This window comes from Pseudoflavonifractor sp. BSD2780061688st1 E11 (assembly GCF_005844125.1).
Taxonomy (GTDB): Bacteria; Bacillota; Clostridia; order Lachnospirales; family Lachnospiraceae; genus Sellimonas; species Sellimonas catena.
In genome coordinates this window covers 26,325-47,997 of record NZ_SPHM01000024.1, presented here as the reverse complement: position 1 = coordinate 47,997, position 21,673 = coordinate 26,325, and the positions used below count along the sequence as shown (strand labels likewise).

The window sequence follows — 21,673 nt, the reverse complement described above, 5'->3', positions numbered from 1 at the left end:
AATGGGAAATCATGCAGAAAATAAAATAGAAGCGTACCTGCCCTTCTGGGAGAGCCTGACTGAGCCCCAGAAGGCGAAGATCCGTTCGGAGGCAGTGCAAAAAACAGCCGGAAAAGGAGAAATTGTCCACCGGGGAAGCGGTGACTGCCTGGGATTTCTGATTGTAAAAAGCGGGCAGCTAAGAGCCTATGTGGTCTCGGAGGAAGGAAAGGAGATCACGGTATACCGGATGTTTGAGAGGGATATGTGCCTTCTGGCGGCAAGCTGTATTTTCCGGAACATTGATTTTGAGATCTGGATGGAGGCGCGGGAGGAAACGACCTACTGGGTCATCCCTCCGGTCGTCTATCAGGAGCTGATGGATACGTCTCTTCCGGTCATGAAATATACAAACGACCTGATGGCGGAGCGGTTTTCCGACGTCATGTGGACGATGGAGCAGATCCTTGGAAAGAGTGTGGACAAGCGTCTGGCAGCACTGCTCATCGAGGAAGCCCAGAATACCGGGGAGGAGGAATTTTCCCTCACCCACGACCGGGCGGCGAGAGAGCTTGGAACGGCGCGGGAAGTCGTCACAAGGATGCTGCGGTATTTCCAGCAGGAGGGGCTTGTGCTTCTTTCCAGAGGAAAGGTCCGGATCCTGGACCGGGACCGCCTTTATGCGCTGGCGGAGGAGAGTCTTCGATAAAAAAGCGGCCGGCTTTGTGACTTTGTTACGGAAACAGGTGGGAAATTGCGTATAATAGGAGACAGAAACAAGGAAAACAACAATTCACAGGAGGAATAATAGATGGCAGAAGTAATGACAATCACACAGGAAAATTTTGAAGCGGAAGTATTAAAATCCGAGAAACCGGTATTAATTGATTTCTGGGCAGAATGGTGCGGACCATGCCAGACCTTTATCCCGATCATCCATTCCTACGCAGAGAAGACGGACGCGGTAAAAGTCGGAAAGATCAATGTGGATGAAAACAGAGAGCTTGCAAAGCAGTTCCGGATCCTGAGCATTCCGACAGTCATGCTGTTTCAGAACGGCGAATCCGTAAAACGCCATTCCGGAGTCCTGATGGAGGACGAATTAAAGGCGTGGGTGGAAGAGTAAAGCATCAGTTTAGAAAAACTTTACTTGTCCGAACGGGACATCTGGGCTATAATATCTTCTATAAAATTCTATAAAATCAGTATAGAAGGGGTTTTAGCAAATGTCAGATGAAAAGAATACAACGATCGACGAAGTGAACACAGATGACCAGAAACTCGAAGAGACTGTCAAAGGCGTTGTAGAAGATACGTCAAAAGATGACAGCGAATATGAAAAACTCTGCTCTATCTGCCACCGCCCGGAAAGCATTACGGGAAAGATGATAGAGCTTCCGAATAATCTGTATGTCTGTCCGGATTGTATGCAGAAGAGCTTTGATATGATGAATAACGGACAGATCGACTTAAACCAGCTGATGCGGATGCCGGGTGTTCAGATTCTGAATATGCAGGATCTGGAAAACATGATGCCGAAGCAGCAGAAGGTAAAGAAGAAAAAAGAGAAGAAAGAAGAAAAGCCGGAGCTGGATCTTCACAATATTCCGGCGCCGCACAAGATCAAGGCAAAGCTGGATGATTATGTGATCGGCCAGGAGCAGGCAAAGAAGATTATCTCGGTAGCGGTTTACAACCACTACAAGAGAGTGGTGACCGATACGATGGATGACATCGAGATCGAAAAGTCCAACATTCTGATGCTTGGACCGACCGGTTCCGGTAAGACATACCTTGTAAAGACACTGGCAAGGCTTCTGGATGTACCGCTTGCCATCACGGATGCGACTTCCCTTACAGAGGCCGGATATATCGGTGATGACATCGAAAGCCTGGTGTCAAAGCTTCTGGCGGCAGCCGACAATGATGTAGAGAAGGCGGAGCGGGGAATTATCTTCGTAGATGAGATCGACAAGATTGCCAAGAAGAAAAATACCAATCAGAGAGATGTCAGCGGCGAATCCGTACAGCAGGGAATGCTCAAGCTTCTGGAAGGAAGCGATGTGGAGGTTCCGGTAGGAGCCAACAGCAAGAATGCGATGGTACCTCTGACTACGGTCAATACGAGAAACATTCTCTTTATCTGCGGCGGAGCCTTTCCGGGGCTTGAGCAGATTATCAAAGAGCGGCTCAATAAGCACTCCTCCATCGGCTTTATTGCAGATCTGAAGGACAAATATGACAACGACAAAAATCTGCTGTCAAAGGTGACGGTGGAGGATCTGCGAAACTTCGGAATGATTCCGGAATTTCTGGGACGTCTCCCGGTGATCTGCACATTGCAGAGCCTGGATCGGGATATGTTCGTCAAGATCTTAAAAGAGCCTAGAAACGCGATCCTCAAGCAGTATCAGAAGCTCCTTGCTTTGGATGAGGTGCGTCTGGAATTTGAGGATGACGCGCTGTACGCCATTGCGGAGAAGGCAATGGAGAAGGATACCGGAGCCAGAGCGCTGCGTGCCATTATCGAAGAGTTCATGCTGGATATCATGTATGAGATTCCAAAGGATGACAGCATCGGAGAAGTGATTATCACAAGGGACTACATAGAGGGAACCGGCGGACCGGTGATCCGGCTCAGGGGCCAGGAAGTGCCTCCGCTGCTTGAGAATAATCCGGTACAGGAGTCCGGCCTTTAGAAAAATGAAATAAGTAATATGGGACCTGCATATACTTACAAAAAGTATATGCAGGTTTTTTGATGGATGTAGAACAGTGCAGGGAAGCGGTTTTGTCGGAAGAATATCGGGACTTTATGTTCACAGACCGTTTTTTTTCTTTACTCAGGGAAGGAACCTATCTGACACAGCCGGCAGGAACTTTGTATCAGAATGTGTATCTGCCGCGCTCTGAGGCAGAGCGTTTTCCGGAAAATGATATTCCTTATTATTCCATTCCAAAGTGTTTCACGCCGCTCGATATGGGGGCCTTAAATGCTGCCGGGATTACGACAGTACAGAATTATCCGGGACTGGAGCTGAAAGGGCAGGGGATGCTGATCGGATTTCTGGATACCGGGATCGATTATACAAATCCGGTGTTCCGAAGTCTGGACGGATCCACCCGGATTCTGGGGATCTGGGACCAGACCATTCAGGACGGCAATCCGCCGGAAGGATTCTGCTATGGAAGTGCCTATACAAGAGAAGATATTAACAAGGCACTGCAGCAGGAAGATCCGTTGGCTTTTGTGCCGACAAAAGATGAGGACGGGCATGGAACCTTTACGGCAAGCGTGGCAGCAGGAAGCGCCAATGTGGAGAACCAGTTCGTGGGGGCTGCGCCGGAGGCGATGATTGCCATGGTGAAGCTGAAACCCGCAAAACAGTATCTGCGGGAGTATTATTTTATCCGGGAAGGGGCCTTGGCCTATCAGGAGAATGATATGCTTGCCGGACTTTACTATTTAAACCGGCTGGCGCTGAAATATGACCGGCCGCTTGTACTCTGCGTGCCCCTGGGGGGCAGTCTTGGAGGGCATAACGGGACGGCGCCGGTATGTGAGGAACTGGAATTCTATGCCGGTCAGAAAAACCGCGTAGTTGTGACAGGAACAGGAAACGAGGCAGATAAGCGGCATCATTATCAGGGAGAGACCAGCGGACAGAAGGAAAGGGAGATGGTGGAACTTCGGGTCGGGCCGGGAGTACGGGGATTTCAGGCGGAAATCTGGACAGACATTCCGGATGTTCTGGCAGTCTCATTATACTCCCCGTCCGGGGAGCAGGTTCAGAAAGTTCCGATCCGTCAGAACAGTAGAAATGAATACCGTTTTCTTCTGGAACAGACAACGGTTATTATAGACTACCGTCTCCTGGTAGAGCGGACGAATTCGGAACTGATTATTCTGAGATTTATCAATCCGGCAGAAGGAATCTGGAAAATCGGTCTGGAACCTCTGCAGAGTATCGACGGGCTTTTTCATATCTGGCTTCCGGTTTCGGATTTTCTGACGGGAGAAGTCTATTTTCTGAGGTCGAGCCCGGACGAGACGATTCTGGAGCCGGGTAGCACACCGTCAGCTATTACCGCTTCCTTTTATAACTGGAAAGAAAATTCGGTTGCGGTTCAGTCCGGCAGGGGCTATACTAGAAACAGGATGATCAAGCCGGAATTTGCCGTTCCGGGCGTTAATGTGACAGGGGCTGTTCCGGGAGGAACCTTTACGGAGAGGTCCGGTTCCAGCGCGGCGAGCGCTATTGCGGCCGGAAGCGCGGCGCTTCTCTTGCAGTGGATTATACAGGATCAGAAGTCTCAGGCATCCTCGGCTCAGGTGAGGAATATTCTTATTCTTGGTACAAGAAGGATTCCGGGAAACGAATATCCGAACCGGCAGTGGGGCTATGGTACGATGGACCTTTACCACACCTTTGAAGAGATACGGCAGTTATAAAGGAGGAAGAAACAATGGATGATTTTTTTAGCGAACTTGGGAAGAAAATTTCAGAGACTGCAGATATTGTAGGAAAAAAGACCAATGAGATCCTGGATACGGAAAAGCTGAAAAGCCGGATCCGTACTCTGGAACGTGCCAATGAGCGGGACTATATTGACATCGGCAAGTCCGTTTATGAGAAGTTTCAGGAGAATGAGGTGACAGATGAGTCATGCATTGAGTTCTGTGAAGCGATTGAGAAAAGACAGGAGCAGATCGAAGACTTGAAAAAGGAGATCGACCGGATCAAAGGAGAATAAATGCGGATGAAAAAATGGATAACGGGATTTGCGGCCGTTCTTCTGGGTGCAGATCTCTTCTGTAAGTACCGTACGGAACAAAAAGCCGACGGAGAGAAAGAAAAAGAGCTTTTCGGAGGGAAAGTGCTGATCCGCAAGGTACACAATCATGGATTTGCCCTGAATGTGTTAAGCGGAGAGGACCGGATTGTAAAGGGAGGATCCCTTCTTGCCGGAATCCTGCTGCTTTGTTACCATGTGAAGCTGTTTTTTTCTAAAAAAGGAACATGGAAATTTGCAGGGACATCCTTGATGCTTGCCGGGGCGCTGAGTAATCTATGCGACCGTTTCAGGAGAGGCTATGTGGTGGATTACATCGGATTTGCGGCGGCGGATCCGCAGATACGAAAGATTACGTTTAATATCGGAGATTTCTGCCTGATGGCCGGGGCTGCCGTTCTTGCAGCCGCCCAGGCCGCCAGATCAGTTACAAAAGAAATCCGGAAAGAGGTTAAGAAGCAGAGAAAAACTCTTTAATCTGACCATGAATAATTTCCATCAGCCGGGTGCGGGATTCTACCGCCGCCCAGGCAACATGAGGTGTGATCAGAAGTTTTTTACTGTCTCTGATATCAAAGAGGGGATTGTCAGCTGACATCGGTTCCTGACAAAGTACGTCAAGACCGGCCGCGGCGATGGTCCCCTTTTTTAATGCGTCCGCCAGATCCTGCTCCACAACGATCGGTCCCCGTCCGAGGTTCAGCAGGATGGCGGATGATTTCATCTTTTCGAGAGCTTTTGTATTGATCAGCCCTTCTGTATTTGAATTCAGAGGGGCGTGAATGGAAATAATATCGGAGGTGGATAATAAAGTGTCAAAGTCCACCTGATGATAGCCTTCCTGCTCCGGGTTGCCTGAGGTAGAATAGTATACAACGTCCGCACCAAAACAGGAGGCAATATCAGCTACCCGGCGGCCGATGTTTCCAAGTCCGATGATGCCGAAGCGCATGGAGCAAAGTTCATGAAAGTGCTCGGCAAAATGGGTGAAGATCCGGTCGTTGATATAGCTGCCTTCCTTAACATAGTCATCGTAATAGCGGAGCTTTTCCAGCAGGTAAAAGAGCATGGCAAAGGTGTGCTGCGCAACGGATTCGGTAGAATAGCCGGCCACATTGCGCCAGGCTATCCCACGGCGTTCCAGATAGTCTTTATCCAGATTATTGGTACCCGTGGCGGTGACGCAGACCAGCTTTAAATGGGAAGCGTTCCCGATGGTTGTTTCGTTGACGGGTGTTTTATTGACAATCAGAACATCAGCGTCCTGAGTCCGTGCAGATGCTTCCGAAGGTGTCGTGAAGTCGTGATAGATCACTTCGCCCAAGTCTTCAAAAGCGGACAGATCGATATCTGAGCCGATGGTTTTGGCATCCAGAAATACAAGTTTCATGAAAGAGCCTCCTTATTATTTCTTTTTTTTCATTATAGACAGAACGAACGGAAAAGTAAAGAAAAGGGGTTGACAATAAATCAGAAGAAATAGTATACTAATCCTCAGAAGAGCATTTGCGAATTATACTAATAGTTTGCAGATGTTATTTTTTTGGAAAAAAGAGAGTAAAACTGCGGAAAGGAGAATCCAACATGAAGAAACTGGATACGAAGAAACTTGGAATTGACATACTGATTGATATTGTCGGGGGAATTCTGATTGCAATTGGAACATACAACTTTGCCGCCATGGCGAAATTCCCAATGGTAGGATTTAACGGAATTGCTTTGATTTTCTATCATTTGTTTGGACTGCCGATCGGTACGGTTGCGATGCTTCTGAATATCCCGGTTGCCATTGCGTGCTTCCGGATCCTCGGAAAAGACTTTTTTATCCGCTCCATCCGGACGATCATCATTACGTCCGTGATCATGGACGTTGTTGCGCCGATGTTCCCGGTATATACCGGAGACCGGATGCTGGCAGCAATCTGTACGGGTATTTTCTCCGGTCTGGGCTATGCCCTGATCTACATGAGAAATACATCTACAGGAGGATCGGATTTCATCATGCTTTCTATTAAGGCGTTGAATCCGCATCTGTCTCTTGGAAAGATTTCATTTGCGCTGGAAGCGATTGTTGTTCTTATTGGAACAATTCTTGTTTCGAAAGATATTGACAGCCTGATCTACGGTATGATGATCAGCTTTATTCTCTCAGCGGTTGTGGACAAGGTAATGTACGGAATTGATTCCGGAAAGATGTCTCTGATTGTGACAGACTTTCCGGTAGAAGTGGCGGCACGGATCGACGAAGAAGTCGGACGGGGAAGCACGTTCTTAAAGGCAGAGGGAAGCTATTCACATATTCAGAGAGATGTTGTACTTTGTGCATGCAACAATAAAGAAATGTACGGAATCCGTAAGGTTGTAAAGGAGATTGACCCGAAGGCATTTATCATCATTGTAGAGTCCAACGAGGTGCTTGGAGAGGGATTCAAAGCCCACTAAAGCCCGGGACATGTAGGAGAAAACAGAAACGGCAGAGATCATTCAGGTCTCTGCCGTTTTTTTTCGTATCTTTTATTTCTGTTCTGCGTAAAGCTTTACGATTTCGACTACTACATCGGTTGCAAGATCCATTCCCTCTACTGTGATATGTTCATATGGTCCGTGGTATGCGTGTCCGCCGGTACCAAGGTTCGGGCAAGGAAGTCCTTTGAAGCTTAACTGGCATCCGTCTGTGCCGCCGCGGATCGGAAGAATCTGAGCCGGAACATTGGCACGTTCACAGGCAGTTTTCGCATTCTCAATGAGGTGCATGCAGTCCTTGATAATGGTGGACATGTTCTTGTACTGCTGTGTGATCGTCAGTTTTACTGTGCCTTCGCCCCATTTTTCGTTCAGGTCTTTTTCGATCAGACGAAGTGTCTGCTGGCGTGCTTCAAACATGGAAGCGTCATGATCTCTGAGGAAGTAGTGGAGTTCCGCCTTTCCTACATCTCCGCTCATGGAAACAAGATGGTAGAATCCTTCATATCCTTCAGTTCCACGAGGTGTCTCGCAGCCCGGAAGCATGTTGTTGATTTCCATGGCAACAAGGCTTGCATTGATCATTGTATCCTTGCTGGATCCCGGATGAACGGCAAAGCCTGTGATTTCAAAGTCTGCTTTGCATGCGTTGAAGTTTTCGTACTGGATTTCCCCTTCGCCGTCTCCGTCCAGAGTGTAGCCGAAGTCCGCGTCGAATTCCTCTACATTGAAGTGGGAAGCGCCGGTTCCGATCTCTTCGTCCGGTGTGAAAGCAACACGGATCGCTCCATGAGGAATGTTTTCTTCTTTGATGCGTTCGATCATGGTCATGATCTCGGCAATGCCGGCCTTGTCATCTGCTCCGAGTACTGTCGTGCCGTCTGTTGTGATCAGAGTACGGCCTTTCAGTTCCGGAAGATGAGGGAAGGCGCTGACTTCCAGTACACGGCCGCTGTCGCCAAGCACAACGTCTCCGCCGTCATAGTTTTCATGGATCACCGGAACGATGTCATGGTCGCAGAAATCGGAAACCGTGTCCATGTGAGCGATGAATCCCATCTTCGGGCAGTTCTCGTAGCCCGGAGTTGCCGGGATCTTTCCGTATACATAGCACTGATCGTCCACATGAGCCTCCACGCCCAGCTCTTTCAGTTCGTCTACCAGAATGTTCGCAAGATCAAACTGGCATTTGGAAGATGGAACAGTTTCGCTGTTCTCATCGCTTGGTGTCCTGACAACGACGTATTTTAGTAATCTTTCATAAGCTTTCATTGGAATTCCTCTCCTTTATTGTAAATTTTCCTATATCCCATTATAGCATTTTTTACAGGATGTACAAGTCCCGAAAATCCGGAAGGACACTTTGGAGGGAGAATTGTAGGGAAAAAATAGGGAAAGATGTAGTATAATAACGCTGAAATGATATGGAAAAGAAGAGGAAAAGAAAATGGAACGACTTTTGATTGTAGATGATGAACCGGGAATCCGGATGCTTTAAAAATTATCTCGCGGCCGGAAAAGAGTACATCCGGCATCATCTGCCGCAGCAGGCACTCGTTAGTGCCGTTCTGTTTGGCGCGGCTCCCCTGATTGCCGGAGTCGAGAATTTAAGTCAGGTGGAGACAGCACAGCTTCTGGATTTTTATGCCGTACTGCCCGGCATGATTCTTTTGATTCCGATTTTCCTTCCGGAACAGAATCCGGACATCCGGGATCTGATCCGGTCAAAATATACTTCCATGGGAAGCATTTATCTGATCCGGATTCTACTAAGCGCTCTTGTGATGGTGCTTCTGACCACGGCTTTTGTGTGGATGCTGAAACAGGGCGGATGCAGTTTTCCAGCAGGGAAATTCCTTCTGGCAGCACTTTCCGGAATGATTTTCCTGGGAGGACTGGGGGCCGTGGCTTACGCTCTGAGCGGAAATCCGGTCATCGGTTATATGGCATCTCTTGCATATTATCTGTTCGCTTTCGGGACCGGAGAAAAATATCTGGGCAACTGGTTTTTGTTTTCCTTGTCGGCGGGAGGCTATACAGAAAAAAGGTATCTGGCTGTGACCGGCCTTATATGCCTCCTGATGGCAGTGTGGGTAAGTATTCATAAAGAACGATCCTGAAAAAGAAGCACTTGCCTTTTCTGGAAATCGGAGTAAGATAATAGAAGACCGATGCAAAGGAGAAGGATAATGGAACGAGTGATTGTAATTGCAGTGTTTATCTGCATGATGATGACGGCGCTTCTGATTGCCCACGCAGTGGTCTTTACTGTTCTGGGTGAAAAATGCGTCTGGCTGATTAAAAGTTACCGGGATCTTCCAAAGGAGAAACGGGATCTCTACGATCCGGGCCTTGTTGTAAACGGGGCAAGAAACGGACTTGTGTTGTGGGCACTGTGGTTTGTGCTCGGAGCCGTGCTTTCCTATGTGCTGACACCGTTTCTTGTAGTGGTATTTCTCGGCGTATGGCTGGCGGCTTTCTTTTCCGGCAGAAGCTTTAAGGAAAAAAAGTACGAAAAATATAAAAGGTCTTGACAGGGCACGCCTTTCGATCTAGAATGAAGAAAATCGAAAGGAGCTGCTTTTTGTATGAGCCCGGTATTAATGAATCAGTTTGTAAGCATGAACAGGGACGACGATAGGTAGCGCTTGTATTGTGAGAGAGTTCACAGGTACAAGCGCTTCTTGTGTTGTACCTGTGTGGAAGAAATAGAGACAGAATCACACAGGATAATGAGAAATCTTGTGTGGTTCTGTTTTTTATTACCGAAAAACCAAAGGTACAGCCAACAGCTCTTTTTATTCTGGCAGGAAAGGTTGTGATCGAATGGGACATAAAGACGATGCCCACATGGATGAGGGTCCGGATAGAAAAGGAGAAAATAACGATCAGAAATTCATGAAAAGGTAAGGAAAAGAAAGATGGAAGAAATCAGATATATCGAAGGAAACGTAAAAAATCAGCAGGAGGAGCTCAGCCTTCTGGAGCATGCAGGGGAGATTGTGGAGATACACGGAAGCATTTACAAAATCCGGAAGATGAGAGGGTTTGCATTTGTGCTGCTGCGGACGGCAAAACACGTGATTCAGTGTGTTTATTCCGAAGAAAAGGCATCCTTTTCGCTGGAGGAACTGGAAGAGGAAAGCTGCGTGATCTTCCAGGCGGAAGTGGTGAAGGAAGAGCGGTCACGGACCGGTGTGGAGCTGCATCTGATCGGGATGGAAGTACTCTCAAGGCCGTATGAAAAAAGCCCGGTGGTCATCAATCAAAAGCAGGTGGACACATCCATCGCCACGCTGCTTGACTATCGTCCGGTGACACTTCGAAATGAAAAGGAACGTGCCATTTTCCGGATTCAGAACGGCATTACCAACGCGGTACGCAGATTTTTGCAAGGAAAGGGATTTACGGAGATTCATACACCGAAGATCGGATCCGCAGGAGCCGAAGGCGGAGCTAATATTTTCCGGCTGGACTATTTTGGAAAGGAAGCGTATCTGGCACAGAGCCCGCAGTTTTATAAGCAGATGATGGTAGGCGTCTACGAGAGAGTCTTTGAGATCGCGCCGGTATTCCGGGCGGAGAAACATGACACCTCCAGACATTTAAACGAGTATACAAGCGTGGACTTTGAGATGGGATATGTGACGAGAGTGGAAGAGCTGATGGAGATGGAGGCTGCGATGCTGAAATTCGTATTCGCTTCTCTGAAAGAAGAGTGCCAGGAAGAGCTTGCCCTCCTTCAGGTGGAGATTCCGGAATGGAAAGAAATCCCGGCGATTCCATTTGCCGAAGCAAAAGAGATTGTGGCCAAGATTCGGAAAAGACCGGTGGAGGAGCCGGAAGACCTGGAACCGGAAGAAGAAAAGCTGCTTTCCGAATGGATTCTAAAAGAGACCGGAAGCGAGCTTGTCTTTGTAACCGAATATCCGGAGAAAAAGCGTCCATTTTATGCTATGGACAGCGAGACAAATCCGAATGTGACAAAAAGTTTCGACCTTCTTTACAAAGGTCTGGAAGTCACGACAGGAGGGCTTCGGATTCACAATTACGAAGAACAGGTGGCGAAGATGAAACGAAGAGGCATGCATCCGGAAGTGTTTGAAAGCTATCTCATGGCACATAAGTGCGGACTGCCGCCGCACGGAGGCCTGGGACTTGGACTGGAACGATTTACAAGCAGGCTGCTTGGCTTTGAAAATGTGCGCCGGGCATCCCTGTTTCCAAGAGACATCCACCGGCTGGTGCCGTAGGAAAGTAAAGCGAAGACTGTGCGGAACGACATCCGCACAGCCTTCGCTTTAGTCTACCGGAGATTCCCAGGTTTCCAGAATGGCATCCAGTTTCTCCTGGCTCAGTGAAATGATCCGGTGGTTTGCGTCAAAATAAGTTTTATCACATCCTCCAGGGTCAACGGTTTTCTGAAAATAGATTTTTGACGGATCTCTACAGTTACGGACATAGGATCACCCCTGATTTCATTATACAATAAGGAAAGAAAGAGAACAATCGCAAAGTATTTCCCTGGCAGAACTGTAGTTCCAAGCGGTTTAGTACGGTTAGCTGATCGATTTTTGCTGTAAGAACTGTAGTCATGCGCGATATAGTACGGTTGCCAGATCAAATTTCGCTGTAAGAACCGTAGACACGGGCGATATAGTACGGTTAGCTAGCCAGTTTTCGTTAAGAGAACCGTAGTTACATACGATTTACTACGGTTACCAGCTCGATTTTCGTTGTAAGCACCGTAGTCACCCACATTTTACTACGGTTCTAAAAGAGAGTTTCCTTGACAGAACCGTAGTTTTATCGCACAGGCGGATAACTGGCGATGATCTTCTAAGTCAGGTAAGAACTAGATAGTGAAAGAGCAGGGAATATAGAAAATTGAAACGAGAAAATTCAGAAAATTAGCACTCGAGTGTTGACAGTGCTAATAAAAAATGCTATTGTTATATCGTCGATAGAACAGACAAACAGAAACTGTAAATAGATTAAGAGAATTATTCGTAAGGAGGAAGAAAGGTATGAATATTAACAAATTCACACAAAATTCTATGCTTGCGGTACAGGGATGCGAGAAGATCGCAGATGATTACGGAAATCAGGAGATCGAGCAGGAGCATCTGCTTTATTCCCTGCTGACACAGGATGGGAGCCTGATTCTGAAGCTGATGGAAAAGCTCGGGATTCAGAAAGAACTGCTGATTGAGCGTGTAGAGCAGGCGCTCAGGAAGCGTCCGAAGGTACAGGGCGGACAGCTCTATATCGGTCAGAATCTGAACAAGGTGCTGATCCATGCGGAGGATGAGGCAAAGCAGATGGGGGACGAATATGTTTCAGTAGAGCATATTTTCCTGGCACTTCTGAAGTACGCAAACCGTGAGGTAAAAGAGATTTTTAAAGAGTTCAGCATCAATCGGGAGAATTTTCTGCGGGTGCTTTCCGAAGTCAGAGGAAACCAGAGAGTAACAAGTGACAATCCGGAAGCAACCTATGATACGCTGAACAAATACGGGTATGATCTGGTGGAACGAGCCAGAGAGCAGAAACTGGATCCGGTCATCGGACGTGACGTCGAGATCCGGAATGTAGTCCGGATTCTTTCCCGTAAAACGAAGAATAACCCGGTGCTCATCGGTGAGCCGGGTGTCGGAAAGACCGCAGTTGTCGAAGGGCTGGCACAGCGGATCGTCCGGGGCGATGTTCCGGAAGGACTGAAAAATAAGCAGCTGTTTGCACTGGATATGGGTGCGCTGGTAGCAGGAGCAAAATACAGAGGTGAATTTGAGGAACGTTTAAAAGCGGTTCTTGAGGAAGTCAAAAACAGCGACGGAGAGATCATTCTCTTCATCGATGAGCTGCACACGATCGTGGGAGCAGGAAAGACGGAAGGCTCCATGGATGCCGGCAATATGTTAAAGCCGATGCTGGCAAGAGGCGAGCTTCACTGTATCGGAGCCACCACGCTGGATGAATATCGGGAGTACATTGAAAAAGACGCTGCTCTGGAGCGGCGGTTCCAGCCGGTAATGGTAGATGAGCCGACAGTGGAGGATGCCATTTCTATTCTTCGTGGACTGAAAGAGCGGTATGAAGTCTTCCATGGTGTAAAGATTACAGACAGTGCCCTGGTAGCGGCGGCAACCTTGTCAAACCGTTACATCTCCGACCGTTTCCTGCCGGACAAGGCGATCGACCTGGTGGATGAGGCATGTGCATTGATCAAGACAGAACTGGATTCCATGCCGACCGAGCTTGACGAGCTCAGAAGAAGGACGATGCAGCTGGAGATCGAGGAAGCAGCTCTTAAGAAAGAAGACGACCGGTTAAGTCAGGAGCGTCTTGTAAAACTGCAGCAGGAGCTGGCGGAAAACAGAGAAGAATTTGCCAAACAGAAAGCCCAGTGGGATAATGAAAAATCATCTCTGGAGCAGGTACACCGTCTCCGTGAAGAGATTGAAAGTGTCAACCAGGAGATTCAGAAAGCACAGAGCAGCTACGATCTGGAGAAGGCGGCAGAGCTTCAGTACGGCCGTCTCCCGCAGCTGAAAAAACAGCTGGAGGAAGAAGAAGCAAAGGTCAAAGATGAAGACATGTCCCTGGTACACGAAAGTGTGACAGAAGAAGAAATTGCGAAGATTGTTTCCAGATGGACCGGAATTCCGGTAGCCAAGTTAAATGAAAGTGAGCGGAGCAAGACTCTTCACCTGGATGAGCAGCTTCATAAACGGGTGATCGGACAGGACGAAGGTGTTACCAAAGTGACAGAAGCTATCATCCGTTCCAAAGCGGGTATCAAAGACCCGACAAAGCCGATCGGATCCTTCCTGTTCCTTGGACCTACCGGAGTCGGAAAGACGGAGCTTGCCAAGGCACTGGCGGAAAGCCTGTTTGACGATGAAAAGAACATGGTTCGTATTGATATGAGTGAGTATATGGAGAAATATTCCGTGTCCAGACTGATCGGAGCACCTCCGGGATATGTCGGATATGACGAAGGCGGACAGCTCACAGAGGCAGTCCGGAGAAAACCGTATTCGGTTGTCCTCTTTGATGAGGTGGAAAAGGCACATCCGGATGTATTCAACGTCCTCCTGCAGGTACTGGATGACGGGCGGATCACGGACTCTCAGGGACGGACGGTAGACTTTAAGAATACCATCCTGATCATGACATCCAATATCGGTTCTGCCCACCTGCTGGAAGGAATCGATGAGAACGGAAATATCCGCCCGGAAAATGAAGAGCTTGTTATGAACGAACTGAAAGCGCATTTCCGTCCGGAATTTCTGAACCGTCTGGATGAGATCATCATGTTCCGTCCGCTGACGAAAGAAAACATTACCGGAATTGTTGATCTGCTTGTTAAAGATGTCAATAAACGTCTGGCAGATCGGGATCTGCACATTGAACTGACAAAGGATGCCAAGAAGCACATCGTTGAGGGTGGCTACGATCCGATGTACGGTGCAAGACCGCTGAAACGGTATCTGCAGAAATATGTGGAAACTCTTGCAGCAAAGCTGATTTTGGAAGGAAATGTAGGCTCCGGTGATACGATTATCATCGATGAAAAGGACGGAGAATTGACAGCAAGCACCGGAGGACGGGTGCCGATGGAATATCAGGAAAGTGATCATTAACAAAAACTCAGGGGCGGTACTTATAGAGTACCGTCTCTTTTTTTGCGTATTCATAGAAAATATTTATTAGAGCAGAATAAGCATTTGTGATACTTTATTGTTAACACAAAAGAAAGCGAGACAGGATATGATTCGGGATTATGCGTGCAGACCGGAAATGTCAGAGCAGGGGATTGCCGGTCTGATCCGGGAATACGATCTTCCGGTTCCGGAAATATATAAAAAGAGAGAACAGATGATCAAAGCTGCAGTGCTGGAAAGAGAGAAACAGAAGAAACCATTCTGTACGCTGCCTTTTGACCATACGCTGGAGGCAGAGAATATGGGCGGGAGCATCCGTTATGGAAATGAGAAAGCAGGACCGAGGGCGGCTGCCCCGGTCTGCAGTTCTTTGGAGGAACTTTCTTTTCTCTCCCGGATGGATCCGGAAAGCGGCAGAATGGCAGAAACACTGGCGGCGTGCCGAATACTCAGAGAGCAGGGAGAGGAAGTGGTATTTCAGATGTCCGGACCTTACACGATCTGGAATACGCTGATTGAACTGAAACAGGTCTTTAAGGCCGCCAGAAAAACACCGGAACAGGTGGAAGCGCTGTTTCAGAAGCTGGAGGAGGATCTGCTCGGCCTGCTTCTGGAAGTGAAGAAAAACGGTGTACGGATGGTCAGTTACGCAGATTCCGCAGGAGGGCTTTCTATTCTTGGTCCCCGTATGTTAGAATGGACAACAGACGTGTTTACGGCACCATTTCTGCGAAAAGCAGAGCACATCCTTGGACAGGAGATGGTGATGATTCTTTGTCCGAAGACAGCCTGTGCGCTGGAAGACACCGGATCTGCGGTGAGAGAGGAGATTGCCCTGCCGGAAGAGATGACGTATCAGAAAGCCTGCATCTATGCAGCAGGGAAAGCCCGGTTTCCGGCTCAGATGTGTATCAATGGCGGCGGGAGCGTGCTGAAAAGCAAAACATTACAGGTGATCAGGCTTTGCCGGAATGAAATAGAGGAGTAATAGCGAAGACGCCGGGAGGCGAAAAGGAGGAACAACATGAGTTCAAAGGAAGAATTATTAAAACGGATGTCCGACGGCGTGGTGGACATGGAAGAAGATGATGTGGCTGAGGCCGCGCAGGAATTTATCGATGCGGGATACCCGGCACTGGAAGGAATCATGGACGGGCTGATTGACGGAATGAACCGGACAAGCGTTCTGTTTGAAGAGGAAGAGTATTTCGTGACCGATGTCCTGCTCTGCTCGGACGCCATGTACGCAGGATTAAACGTATTAAAACCGCATCTCCCGGAGGAAGACCCGGAGAGCAAAAAGAAAGCGGTGATCGGTGTTGTAGAAGGAGATACCCACGATATTGGAAAAAATCTGGTTAAGATTATGATGGAGACGGCCGGTTTTGAGATGGTGGATCTTGGAAGAGACGTGCCGCTCCAGAAGTTTGTGGATACGGCAAAGGAGACCCGCGCGGATCTGGTCTGCCTGTCCACGCTGATGACAACGACCATGAGCGGAATGAAGACAGTTATTGATCTGCTCAAAGAGGCCGGTATCCGGGATGAGGTCAAAGTAATGATCGGAGGGGGACCGGTATCCAAGAACTTCGCGGATAAAATCGGTGCCGACGGCTATTCGCAGAATGCAGTGGAGGCAGTGCGCCTTGCGAAAAGTCTGCTCAACATCGCATAACAGAAAGAAGAGGGAAAAGAAATGCTGACACCAAAAGAACGACTGAAAACGGTACTTTCCGGAAAGAAGGCGGACCGTACGCCGTGTATCTGCCCGGGCGGTATGATGAATATGATTACCGAAGAGCTGATGAAAACGGTTCAGATCTATCTGCCGCAGGCGCATACAGATGCCAGGATGATGGCGGGTCTTGCAAAGGCGGTCTACGAACAGGGATGCTTTGAAAATTACGGCGTGCCGTTCTGTATGACGATTGAGGCGGAGGAGATGGGCGCCGGGGTGGATCTGGGATCCAGTGCCTACGAGCCGCATGTGACAGAATACGTGATCGGGACAGTGAGTGACTGGGAAAAGCTCCCAAAACTCGATGTGACGAAAGGAAGGGCAAAGGTAGTTCTGGATGCTCTGGGGATTTTGAAAGAAGAGGGAGACGCTGTGCCGATCGTAGGAAATCTCACCGGTCCGGTCAGTACGGCAAGCTCGGTGATGGAGCCGGTCGTCTTTTATAAAGAACTTCGGAAAAAGAACGCGGACGCACATGCGTTTATGCAGTTTGTGACAGACCAGCTGATCCGGTTCGGGCAGGCACAGATTGAAGCGGGGGCGGACGTGATTGCCATTTCCGACCCAAGCGCAACCGGGGAAATTCTGGGGCCAAAATATTTTCGGGAATTTACAGTCCGGTATGTAAACCAGATTGTGGATGCCATGAAGGAGGCAGGTGCGCAGACGATTGTGCATATCTGCGGCCACATGAATCCGGTGTACAAAGAGGTGGACGAAATCCACAGCGATGCACTGAGCTTTGATTCCGTCGTACCGATGAAAGAAGCAAGAGAAGAGCTGAAAGACCGGACACTGATGGGAAATGTCAGCACCTACACACTGGAATTCGGGGATCCGGACAAGGTGGAGACCCTGGCGAAAAACTGTGTCAAAAACGGATCTGACATCATTGCCCCGGCATGCGGACTGGGAATGCGCTCACCCCTTGTCAACATCCGCGCCATCCTCCAGGCGGTGAGAGAGGAGGAGAATCATGCCTGAAATCAGAGTAAAAGGAAGCGAAAAAGCCATTCTTTGTGAGAACGGAGCCAATCTGTTACAGACCCTCTTAAAGGAGGGCTTTTTTGTGGACAATCCATGCAACGGAAACGGAACATGTGGAAAGTGTAAAGTCAGAATCCTTTCCGGAGACGAGCCTGGCATCCGGCTTTCCTGCCTGGTAGAGGTGACGGAAGATCTGGAGGTGGAGCTTCTTGGAACAGAAAAGGAAGGAAAGGTGCTCACCTCCGGCTATGTTCCGGAATTTGAAAAGGAATTCCGGGAGGGCTACGGAATTGCGGTGGATATCGGTACGACAACGGCGGCGTTGGATCTGGTGAGACTCTCCGATGGAGAAGTACTGGGCCAGGCGTCCATGCTGAATGCCCAGAAGCAGTTTGGCCAGGACGTGCTGACACGGATCACCTATGAGTACGACCACCCGGATACCGGGATTGCGGACCTTCAGCGGGCAGTCGTGGAGTCTTTGAATGAAGAGATCCGGCAGCTCTGCGAAAAAGCCGGTATCGAAAAAGAGGAGATCCGGGAGATCGATGTGGCGGCAAACTGTACGATGATGCATATGCTGCTCGGAGTAGATGCAAGATCCATCGGACACGCGCCGTATCGGCCGGAATTTACAAAAGCACAGAAATTAAAGGCGGCCGGGATCGGCCTGTGGGCAGGGGAAGAGACCATGCTCTACTGCCTGCCGTCGGTTTCTGCCTATATCGGTGCGGATATCGTGGCAGGCGTGCGGGTCTGCGGCCTGCATGAGGAAACGGAGAAGGTGCTTTTTATCGATATCGGCACGAACGGAGAGATTGTCCTTGCAGGCGGAGGACATCTGCTCAGCTGTTCCTGCGCGGCGGGGCCTGCGCTGGAAGGAATGAATATCAGCTGCGGAATGAGGGCGGCGGACGGAGCGGTGGAGGATGTCCGGATCACCGAAGACGGAATCCGGCTTACTACAATCGGAGACGGGGAGCCGGAAGGACTTTGCGGAAGCGGAATTCTGGCAGCGGTCAAAGAGCTTCTCCGCACCGGACTTGTCAAAAAGACCGGAGTTTTTGTCAAAAAGGATGCTCTGGATCCGGAAGATTACCGCTATGACCTGATCCGCCTGAACGGCACCAAACGGGAGCTGATTCTTGATGACGAACGGGATCTGTTCATCACACAGGGGGATGTCCGGCAGGTACAGCTTGCAAAAGGAGCGATTCTCTCCGGATTTACCGCCCTTTTGAAAAAGGCGGGGATCGAGATGAAGGAACTGCAAAAAGTACTGATTGCCGGGCAGTTCGGAGCCCATCTTCCGGCAGAGTTCCTCACCGGTGTGGGAATCCTGCCAGAAGAGGTGGAGGACCGCCTTGTCTATGTGGGCAATTCTTCCAAGACCGGAGCCTACATGACACTGATGTCAGAGACGATGAAGCAGGAGATGGAAGCACTGGCGGAGAAAATCGAATATATGGAACTTGCCGAGACAGAAAATTACGAACGGATTTTTACGGAAAGCATGATCTTTCCGGGAAACTGACGGAGGTGAAAAGCAGATGAAAGCAGAACCGAATAGACGGGATCAGATGACACCCCATGAAAGAAGGCTTGCCATGGAGAAAGGGGAAAGGACAGACCGGATTCCGGTGATTCCTTTTATCGGAGAGATTTCCGGCCGCCTGACAGGGACATCGAGCCGGGAGTACTGGCACGATGCCGGGAAAATGGTGGAGGCGGAGATTGCGGCCTTTAACCGGCTGGGACACGACGAACTCAGCCTCGGCCCGAATACGTGCGGGATTCTGGAGGCCCTTGGAGGGAACGTTGTCTACCCGGAGGAGGGAATGCCTTACTTTGAAGGAAGATATCTGACAGACTACCGGATGCTGGATGGGATGGAGCCGGTACGTCCGGAACAGTCGAAGCGTCTGCTGTTTTTCCGGGAGGCGCTGGAACGGATGAAAAAGGCGGCGGACGGAGTCGTGGATGTGGCCCCGAGTATCGGCGGCCCGTTTACGATTGCTGCCAATTTACGAGGCGTGGAATATTTTCTTCGTGATCTGAGAAAGGAGCCGGAACAGGTGAAGCGTCTGCTGCGCCTTGTGACAGATTCCATGAAGAACTGCGTGGACATGATCGCGCCTTATGCAGACGGTCTTCGGATGGCAGATCCGGTGGCATCCCCGGCACTGATCTCTCCGAAATATTTCCGGGAGCTGGTTTATCCTTATCTTGTGGAGATCATGGAGTATGCCGACGGGAAAATCGGGCAAAAGCCGTCCCTTCACATCTGCGGAAATACGAGAAAAGTATGGGATTATTTCCGGGAGATGCCGATCCGTGCCATCAGTCTTGACAACATTATGGATCTGGAAGAAGCAAAACAGGAACTGGGCGGCCGGATGACGATTGTAGGAAATATCCCTCCGGTGGAATGTCTCCTGCATGGCTCGGAAGAGGAACTTCGCAAAGAAATCCGGGAAGAGGTACAAAAAGCAGCGGGAAGTCCGAAAGGATATATCAGTGCCAGCGGATGCGATGTGCCGTACCAGACCGATTTTGCCATGCTGGATAGTTGGATGGATGAAATCCGTAAGATTTCCGGCTTATAGAAAATGCCTATGTCCATATAGACATTATTGATTTGTGGAAATAACAAACTGCGTGATATCATAAACGATGATATATATTGTAACTTTTTATAAGATACAGGAGGAGAGAACATGAAAAAGAAATTAGTGAGTGTACTGCTTTGTACAGCCATGGTCACAGGACTTCTCGCAGGATGCGGAGGGGGATCCGATGATAAGGGCGGAAGCAGCGACGGAGGAAAAGAGACGATCACCATGTGGTGCCCTCCGCTTGATGACAACATGCTGGAAAACTGGGAGCCGCTTTTAGAAGACTTCAAAGAGGAAAATAACTGTGAAATCGATATCCAGATTCAGCCTTGGGAAAACTATGAAGAAAAATGGTCCACAGGCGCGGCATCAGGTGAACTGCCGGACATCGGATATATGTATGCGGAGATGTTCCCTACTTACATCGATTCCGGAGCCGTGGCGGACATGAGTGAATACATTACGGATGAAGACAGAGAAGAATATCTCTATCTGGATCATGGGTATATGATGGACGGACAGTACGGATTTCCGATTGTAACAGGAGTACCGTTTGTTCTTTACTATAACGAAGACATTCTGAATTCCCTTGGCGAACAGCCGCCGGAGACATGGGAAGACTTCGCGCGCATCTGTGAAAAAGCAACACAGGATACAGACGGTGACGGCAAGGTTGATCAGTACGGATATGCAGTCGGATTCAATAATGGAAGCATGAACATGCTTTACCTTCTGAACGCATATTTTTACAGCTTGTTGTGGCAGGCAGGAACAGATATCTACAACGATGACTATAAGACTGTGAAATTCAACGATGAAGCAGGTGTAGAGGCAGCGGAATTCTTCTACAGCCTGAAAGACTATATGCCGGAGAACATGATGTCTCTTGCGGCTGAGGATGCATTTTCTACAATCTTCGGACAGGGAAAAGCGGCGTTCGGAGTAACACGTTCTTCCGCAATTCAGGAGACACTGTTTGCAGAGTCCTATCCGGATCTGAACTGGAACTATGTTACATCCTTAAAGAATAAAGATTATGGTACATTCGGAGCAACAGACTGTCTGACTTTATCTTCACAGGCGGAAAATCCGGAACTTTGCATGAAGCTGATCAAGTACATCACAGGATCCGAGTTCATGACAGAGTACCACAAGATTGCTTCCGGCGCTCCGCTGACAAAGAGTGAGCAGTACCAGGGAGATCCGAAGATGGAACGAATTGTAACTGAAGACAGAGATAAATACCGTCCGCTTCAGGTAGGACCTTGCGGAAGCGATATTCTTCAGAACCTTGCAAGCGAGCTTCAGGGAATGATGGAAGGAAGCAAGAGCCCTCAGGAAGCAATGGACGATGCTGCCCAGTACGCGAATCAGGCTCTGGATGAATATTGGGCTGATAAAGAATAAACCGGCTTTGGCGGTTACAGAAA

General features: G+C 49.0%; 19 protein-coding genes. 17 read left to right on the top strand and 2 right to left on the bottom strand.

From position 1 onward, the window contains the following. Nucleotide 1: 1 nt before the first annotated feature. The 6 genes from FGQ85_RS11570 (at nucleotide 2) to FGQ85_RS11545 (ending at nucleotide 5,250) form a co-directional block, all read left to right on the top strand. Complete coding sequence (locus FGQ85_RS11570) at nucleotides 2–688, top strand: Crp/Fnr family transcriptional regulator (protein WP_138373529.1); 687 nt, start codon at nucleotides 2–4, stop codon at nucleotides 686–688. Between the two features lie 102 nt (nucleotides 689–790). Further along, complete coding sequence (trxA, locus tag FGQ85_RS11565) at nucleotides 791–1,105, top strand: thioredoxin (protein WP_087169257.1); 315 nt, start codon at nucleotides 791–793, stop codon at nucleotides 1,103–1,105. Between the two features lie 100 nt (nucleotides 1,106–1,205). Then, a complete protein-coding gene (gene clpX / locus FGQ85_RS11560) occupies nucleotides 1,206–2,678 on the top strand; it encodes an ATP-dependent Clp protease ATP-binding subunit ClpX (RefSeq protein ID WP_087169258.1) in 1,473 nt (490 codons plus the stop codon). A 62-nt stretch (nucleotides 2,679–2,740) separates the two neighbouring features. After that, nucleotides 2,741–4,432, top strand: a complete 1,692-nt coding sequence (locus FGQ85_RS11555; RefSeq protein WP_138373528.1) for a S8 family peptidase — start codon at nucleotides 2,741–2,743, stop codon at nucleotides 4,430–4,432. A gap of 14 nt (nucleotides 4,433–4,446) precedes the next feature. Continuing rightward, on the top strand, nucleotides 4,447–4,734 hold the full coding sequence (locus FGQ85_RS11550) for a hypothetical protein (protein WP_087169260.1): 288 nt from the start codon (nucleotides 4,447–4,449) through the stop codon (nucleotides 4,732–4,734). 6 nt (nucleotides 4,735–4,740) lie between these two features. Then, entirely contained in the window at nucleotides 4,741–5,250 is a 510-nt protein-coding gene (locus FGQ85_RS11545; RefSeq protein ID WP_171027952.1) for a signal peptidase II, read from the top strand. On the opposite strand, the gene FGQ85_RS11540 is transcribed toward FGQ85_RS11545, so the two are convergent. Then, a complete protein-coding gene (locus FGQ85_RS11540; protein WP_138373526.1) occupies nucleotides 5,225–6,163 on the bottom strand; it encodes a D-2-hydroxyacid dehydrogenase in 939 nt (312 codons plus the stop codon). The genes FGQ85_RS11545 and FGQ85_RS11540 overlap by 26 nt on opposite strands. Before the next feature lie 194 nt (nucleotides 6,164–6,357). Between FGQ85_RS11540 and FGQ85_RS11535 the strand changes: the two genes are divergently transcribed. Then, nucleotides 6,358–7,215, top strand: coding sequence for a YitT family protein (locus FGQ85_RS11535; protein WP_087169263.1), 858 nt, complete (start codon nucleotides 6,358–6,360; stop codon nucleotides 7,213–7,215). Nucleotides 7,216–7,287: 72 nt separating this feature from the next. Here FGQ85_RS11535 and pepT read toward each other — a convergent pair whose 3' ends face one another. Next, on the bottom strand, nucleotides 7,288–8,508 hold the full coding sequence (gene pepT / locus FGQ85_RS11530) for a peptidase T (protein WP_087169264.1): 1,221 nt from the start codon (nucleotides 8,506–8,508) through the stop codon (nucleotides 7,288–7,290). A 197-nt stretch (nucleotides 8,509–8,705) separates the two neighbouring features. On the opposite strand from pepT, the gene FGQ85_RS11525 reads away from it, so the two are divergent. From FGQ85_RS11525 to FGQ85_RS11480, 10 genes are all read left to right on the top strand, one after another. Then, nucleotides 8,706–9,356, top strand: coding sequence for a hypothetical protein (locus FGQ85_RS11525; RefSeq protein WP_138373525.1), 651 nt, complete (start codon nucleotides 8,706–8,708; stop codon nucleotides 9,354–9,356). Nucleotides 9,357–9,425: 69 nt separating this feature from the next. Continuing rightward, nucleotides 9,426–9,770, top strand: a complete 345-nt coding sequence (locus FGQ85_RS11520) for a DUF3784 domain-containing protein (RefSeq protein WP_171027951.1) — start codon at nucleotides 9,426–9,428, stop codon at nucleotides 9,768–9,770. Nucleotides 9,771–10,157: 387 nt separating this feature from the next. Next, nucleotides 10,158–11,489: an aspartate--tRNA(Asn) ligase gene (gene aspS, locus FGQ85_RS11515; RefSeq protein ID WP_087169270.1), complete on the top strand. Its 1,332-nt coding sequence runs from the start codon at nucleotides 10,158–10,160 to the stop codon at nucleotides 11,487–11,489. Between the two features lie 774 nt (nucleotides 11,490–12,263). Beyond that, nucleotides 12,264–14,882: an ATP-dependent chaperone ClpB gene (gene clpB / locus FGQ85_RS11510; RefSeq protein WP_138373523.1), complete on the top strand. Its 2,619-nt coding sequence runs from the start codon at nucleotides 12,264–12,266 to the stop codon at nucleotides 14,880–14,882. Between the two features lie 127 nt (nucleotides 14,883–15,009). Continuing rightward, nucleotides 15,010–15,891, top strand: a complete 882-nt coding sequence (locus FGQ85_RS11505; protein WP_138373522.1) for a uroporphyrinogen decarboxylase family protein — start codon at nucleotides 15,010–15,012, stop codon at nucleotides 15,889–15,891. Nucleotides 15,892–15,927: 36 nt separating this feature from the next. Further along, complete coding sequence (locus FGQ85_RS11500; RefSeq protein WP_087169274.1) at nucleotides 15,928–16,578, top strand: corrinoid protein; 651 nt, start codon at nucleotides 15,928–15,930, stop codon at nucleotides 16,576–16,578. 21 nt (nucleotides 16,579–16,599) lie between these two features. Then, nucleotides 16,600–17,625, top strand: coding sequence for a methylcobamide:CoM methyltransferase MtbA (locus FGQ85_RS11495; RefSeq protein ID WP_138373521.1), 1,026 nt, complete (start codon nucleotides 16,600–16,602; stop codon nucleotides 17,623–17,625). Further along, nucleotides 17,618–19,162, top strand: a complete 1,545-nt coding sequence (locus FGQ85_RS11490; protein WP_138373520.1) for an ASKHA domain-containing protein — start codon at nucleotides 17,618–17,620, stop codon at nucleotides 19,160–19,162. The genes FGQ85_RS11495 and FGQ85_RS11490 overlap by 8 nt, the downstream gene beginning before the upstream one ends. 16 nt (nucleotides 19,163–19,178) lie before the next feature. Continuing rightward, on the top strand, nucleotides 19,179–20,234 hold the full coding sequence (locus FGQ85_RS11485) for a uroporphyrinogen decarboxylase family protein (protein ID WP_118636589.1): 1,056 nt from the start codon (nucleotides 19,179–19,181) through the stop codon (nucleotides 20,232–20,234). A 111-nt stretch (nucleotides 20,235–20,345) separates the two neighbouring features. Next, nucleotides 20,346–21,650 (top strand): sugar ABC transporter substrate-binding protein, encoded by a 1,305-nt coding sequence (locus FGQ85_RS11480; RefSeq protein WP_087169278.1) that lies wholly within the window; start codon nucleotides 20,346–20,348, stop codon nucleotides 21,648–21,650. The last annotated feature ends 23 nt before the right edge of the window (nucleotides 21,651–21,673 follow it).

What these genes read in the sequence shown, in the direction of transcription:
- FGQ85_RS11485 (WP_118636589.1), top strand. Translation starts at nt 19,179, where the DNA reads ATGAAAGCAGAACCGAATAGACGGGATCAGATGACACCCCATGAAAGA.
- pepT (WP_087169264.1), bottom strand. Translation starts at nt 8,508, where the DNA reads ATGAAAGCTTATGAAAGATTACTAAAATACGTCGTTGTCAGGACACCA.
- FGQ85_RS11500 (WP_087169274.1), top strand. Translation starts at nt 15,928, where the DNA reads ATGAGTTCAAAGGAAGAATTATTAAAACGGATGTCCGACGGCGTGGTG.
- clpB (WP_138373523.1), top strand. Translation starts at nt 12,264, where the DNA reads ATGAATATTAACAAATTCACACAAAATTCTATGCTTGCGGTACAGGGA.
- FGQ85_RS11570 (WP_138373529.1), top strand. Translation starts at nt 2, where the DNA reads ATGGGAAATCATGCAGAAAATAAAATAGAAGCGTACCTGCCCTTCTGG.
- FGQ85_RS11540 (WP_138373526.1), bottom strand. Translation starts at nt 6,163, where the DNA reads ATGAAACTTGTATTTCTGGATGCCAAAACCATCGGCTCAGATATCGAT.
- FGQ85_RS11550 (WP_087169260.1), top strand. Translation starts at nt 4,447, where the DNA reads ATGGATGATTTTTTTAGCGAACTTGGGAAGAAAATTTCAGAGACTGCA.
- FGQ85_RS11505 (WP_138373522.1), top strand. Translation starts at nt 15,010, where the DNA reads ATGATTCGGGATTATGCGTGCAGACCGGAAATGTCAGAGCAGGGGATT.
- FGQ85_RS11555 (WP_138373528.1), top strand. Translation starts at nt 2,741, where the DNA reads ATGGATGTAGAACAGTGCAGGGAAGCGGTTTTGTCGGAAGAATATCGG.
- clpX (WP_087169258.1), top strand. Translation starts at nt 1,206, where the DNA reads ATGTCAGATGAAAAGAATACAACGATCGACGAAGTGAACACAGATGAC.
- FGQ85_RS11520 (WP_171027951.1), top strand. Translation starts at nt 9,426, where the DNA reads ATGGAACGAGTGATTGTAATTGCAGTGTTTATCTGCATGATGATGACG.
- FGQ85_RS11535 (WP_087169263.1), top strand. Translation starts at nt 6,358, where the DNA reads ATGAAGAAACTGGATACGAAGAAACTTGGAATTGACATACTGATTGAT.
- aspS (WP_087169270.1), top strand. Translation starts at nt 10,158, where the DNA reads ATGGAAGAAATCAGATATATCGAAGGAAACGTAAAAAATCAGCAGGAG.
- FGQ85_RS11525 (WP_138373525.1), top strand. Translation starts at nt 8,706, where the DNA reads ATGATGAACCGGGAATCCGGATGCTTTAAAAATTATCTCGCGGCCGGA.
- FGQ85_RS11490 (WP_138373520.1), top strand. Translation starts at nt 17,618, where the DNA reads ATGCCTGAAATCAGAGTAAAAGGAAGCGAAAAAGCCATTCTTTGTGAG.
- FGQ85_RS11495 (WP_138373521.1), top strand. Translation starts at nt 16,600, where the DNA reads ATGCTGACACCAAAAGAACGACTGAAAACGGTACTTTCCGGAAAGAAG.
- trxA (WP_087169257.1), top strand. Translation starts at nt 791, where the DNA reads ATGGCAGAAGTAATGACAATCACACAGGAAAATTTTGAAGCGGAAGTA.
- FGQ85_RS11480 (WP_087169278.1), top strand. Translation starts at nt 20,346, where the DNA reads ATGAAAAAGAAATTAGTGAGTGTACTGCTTTGTACAGCCATGGTCACA.
- FGQ85_RS11545 (WP_171027952.1), top strand. Translation starts at nt 4,741, where the DNA reads ATGAAAAAATGGATAACGGGATTTGCGGCCGTTCTTCTGGGTGCAGAT.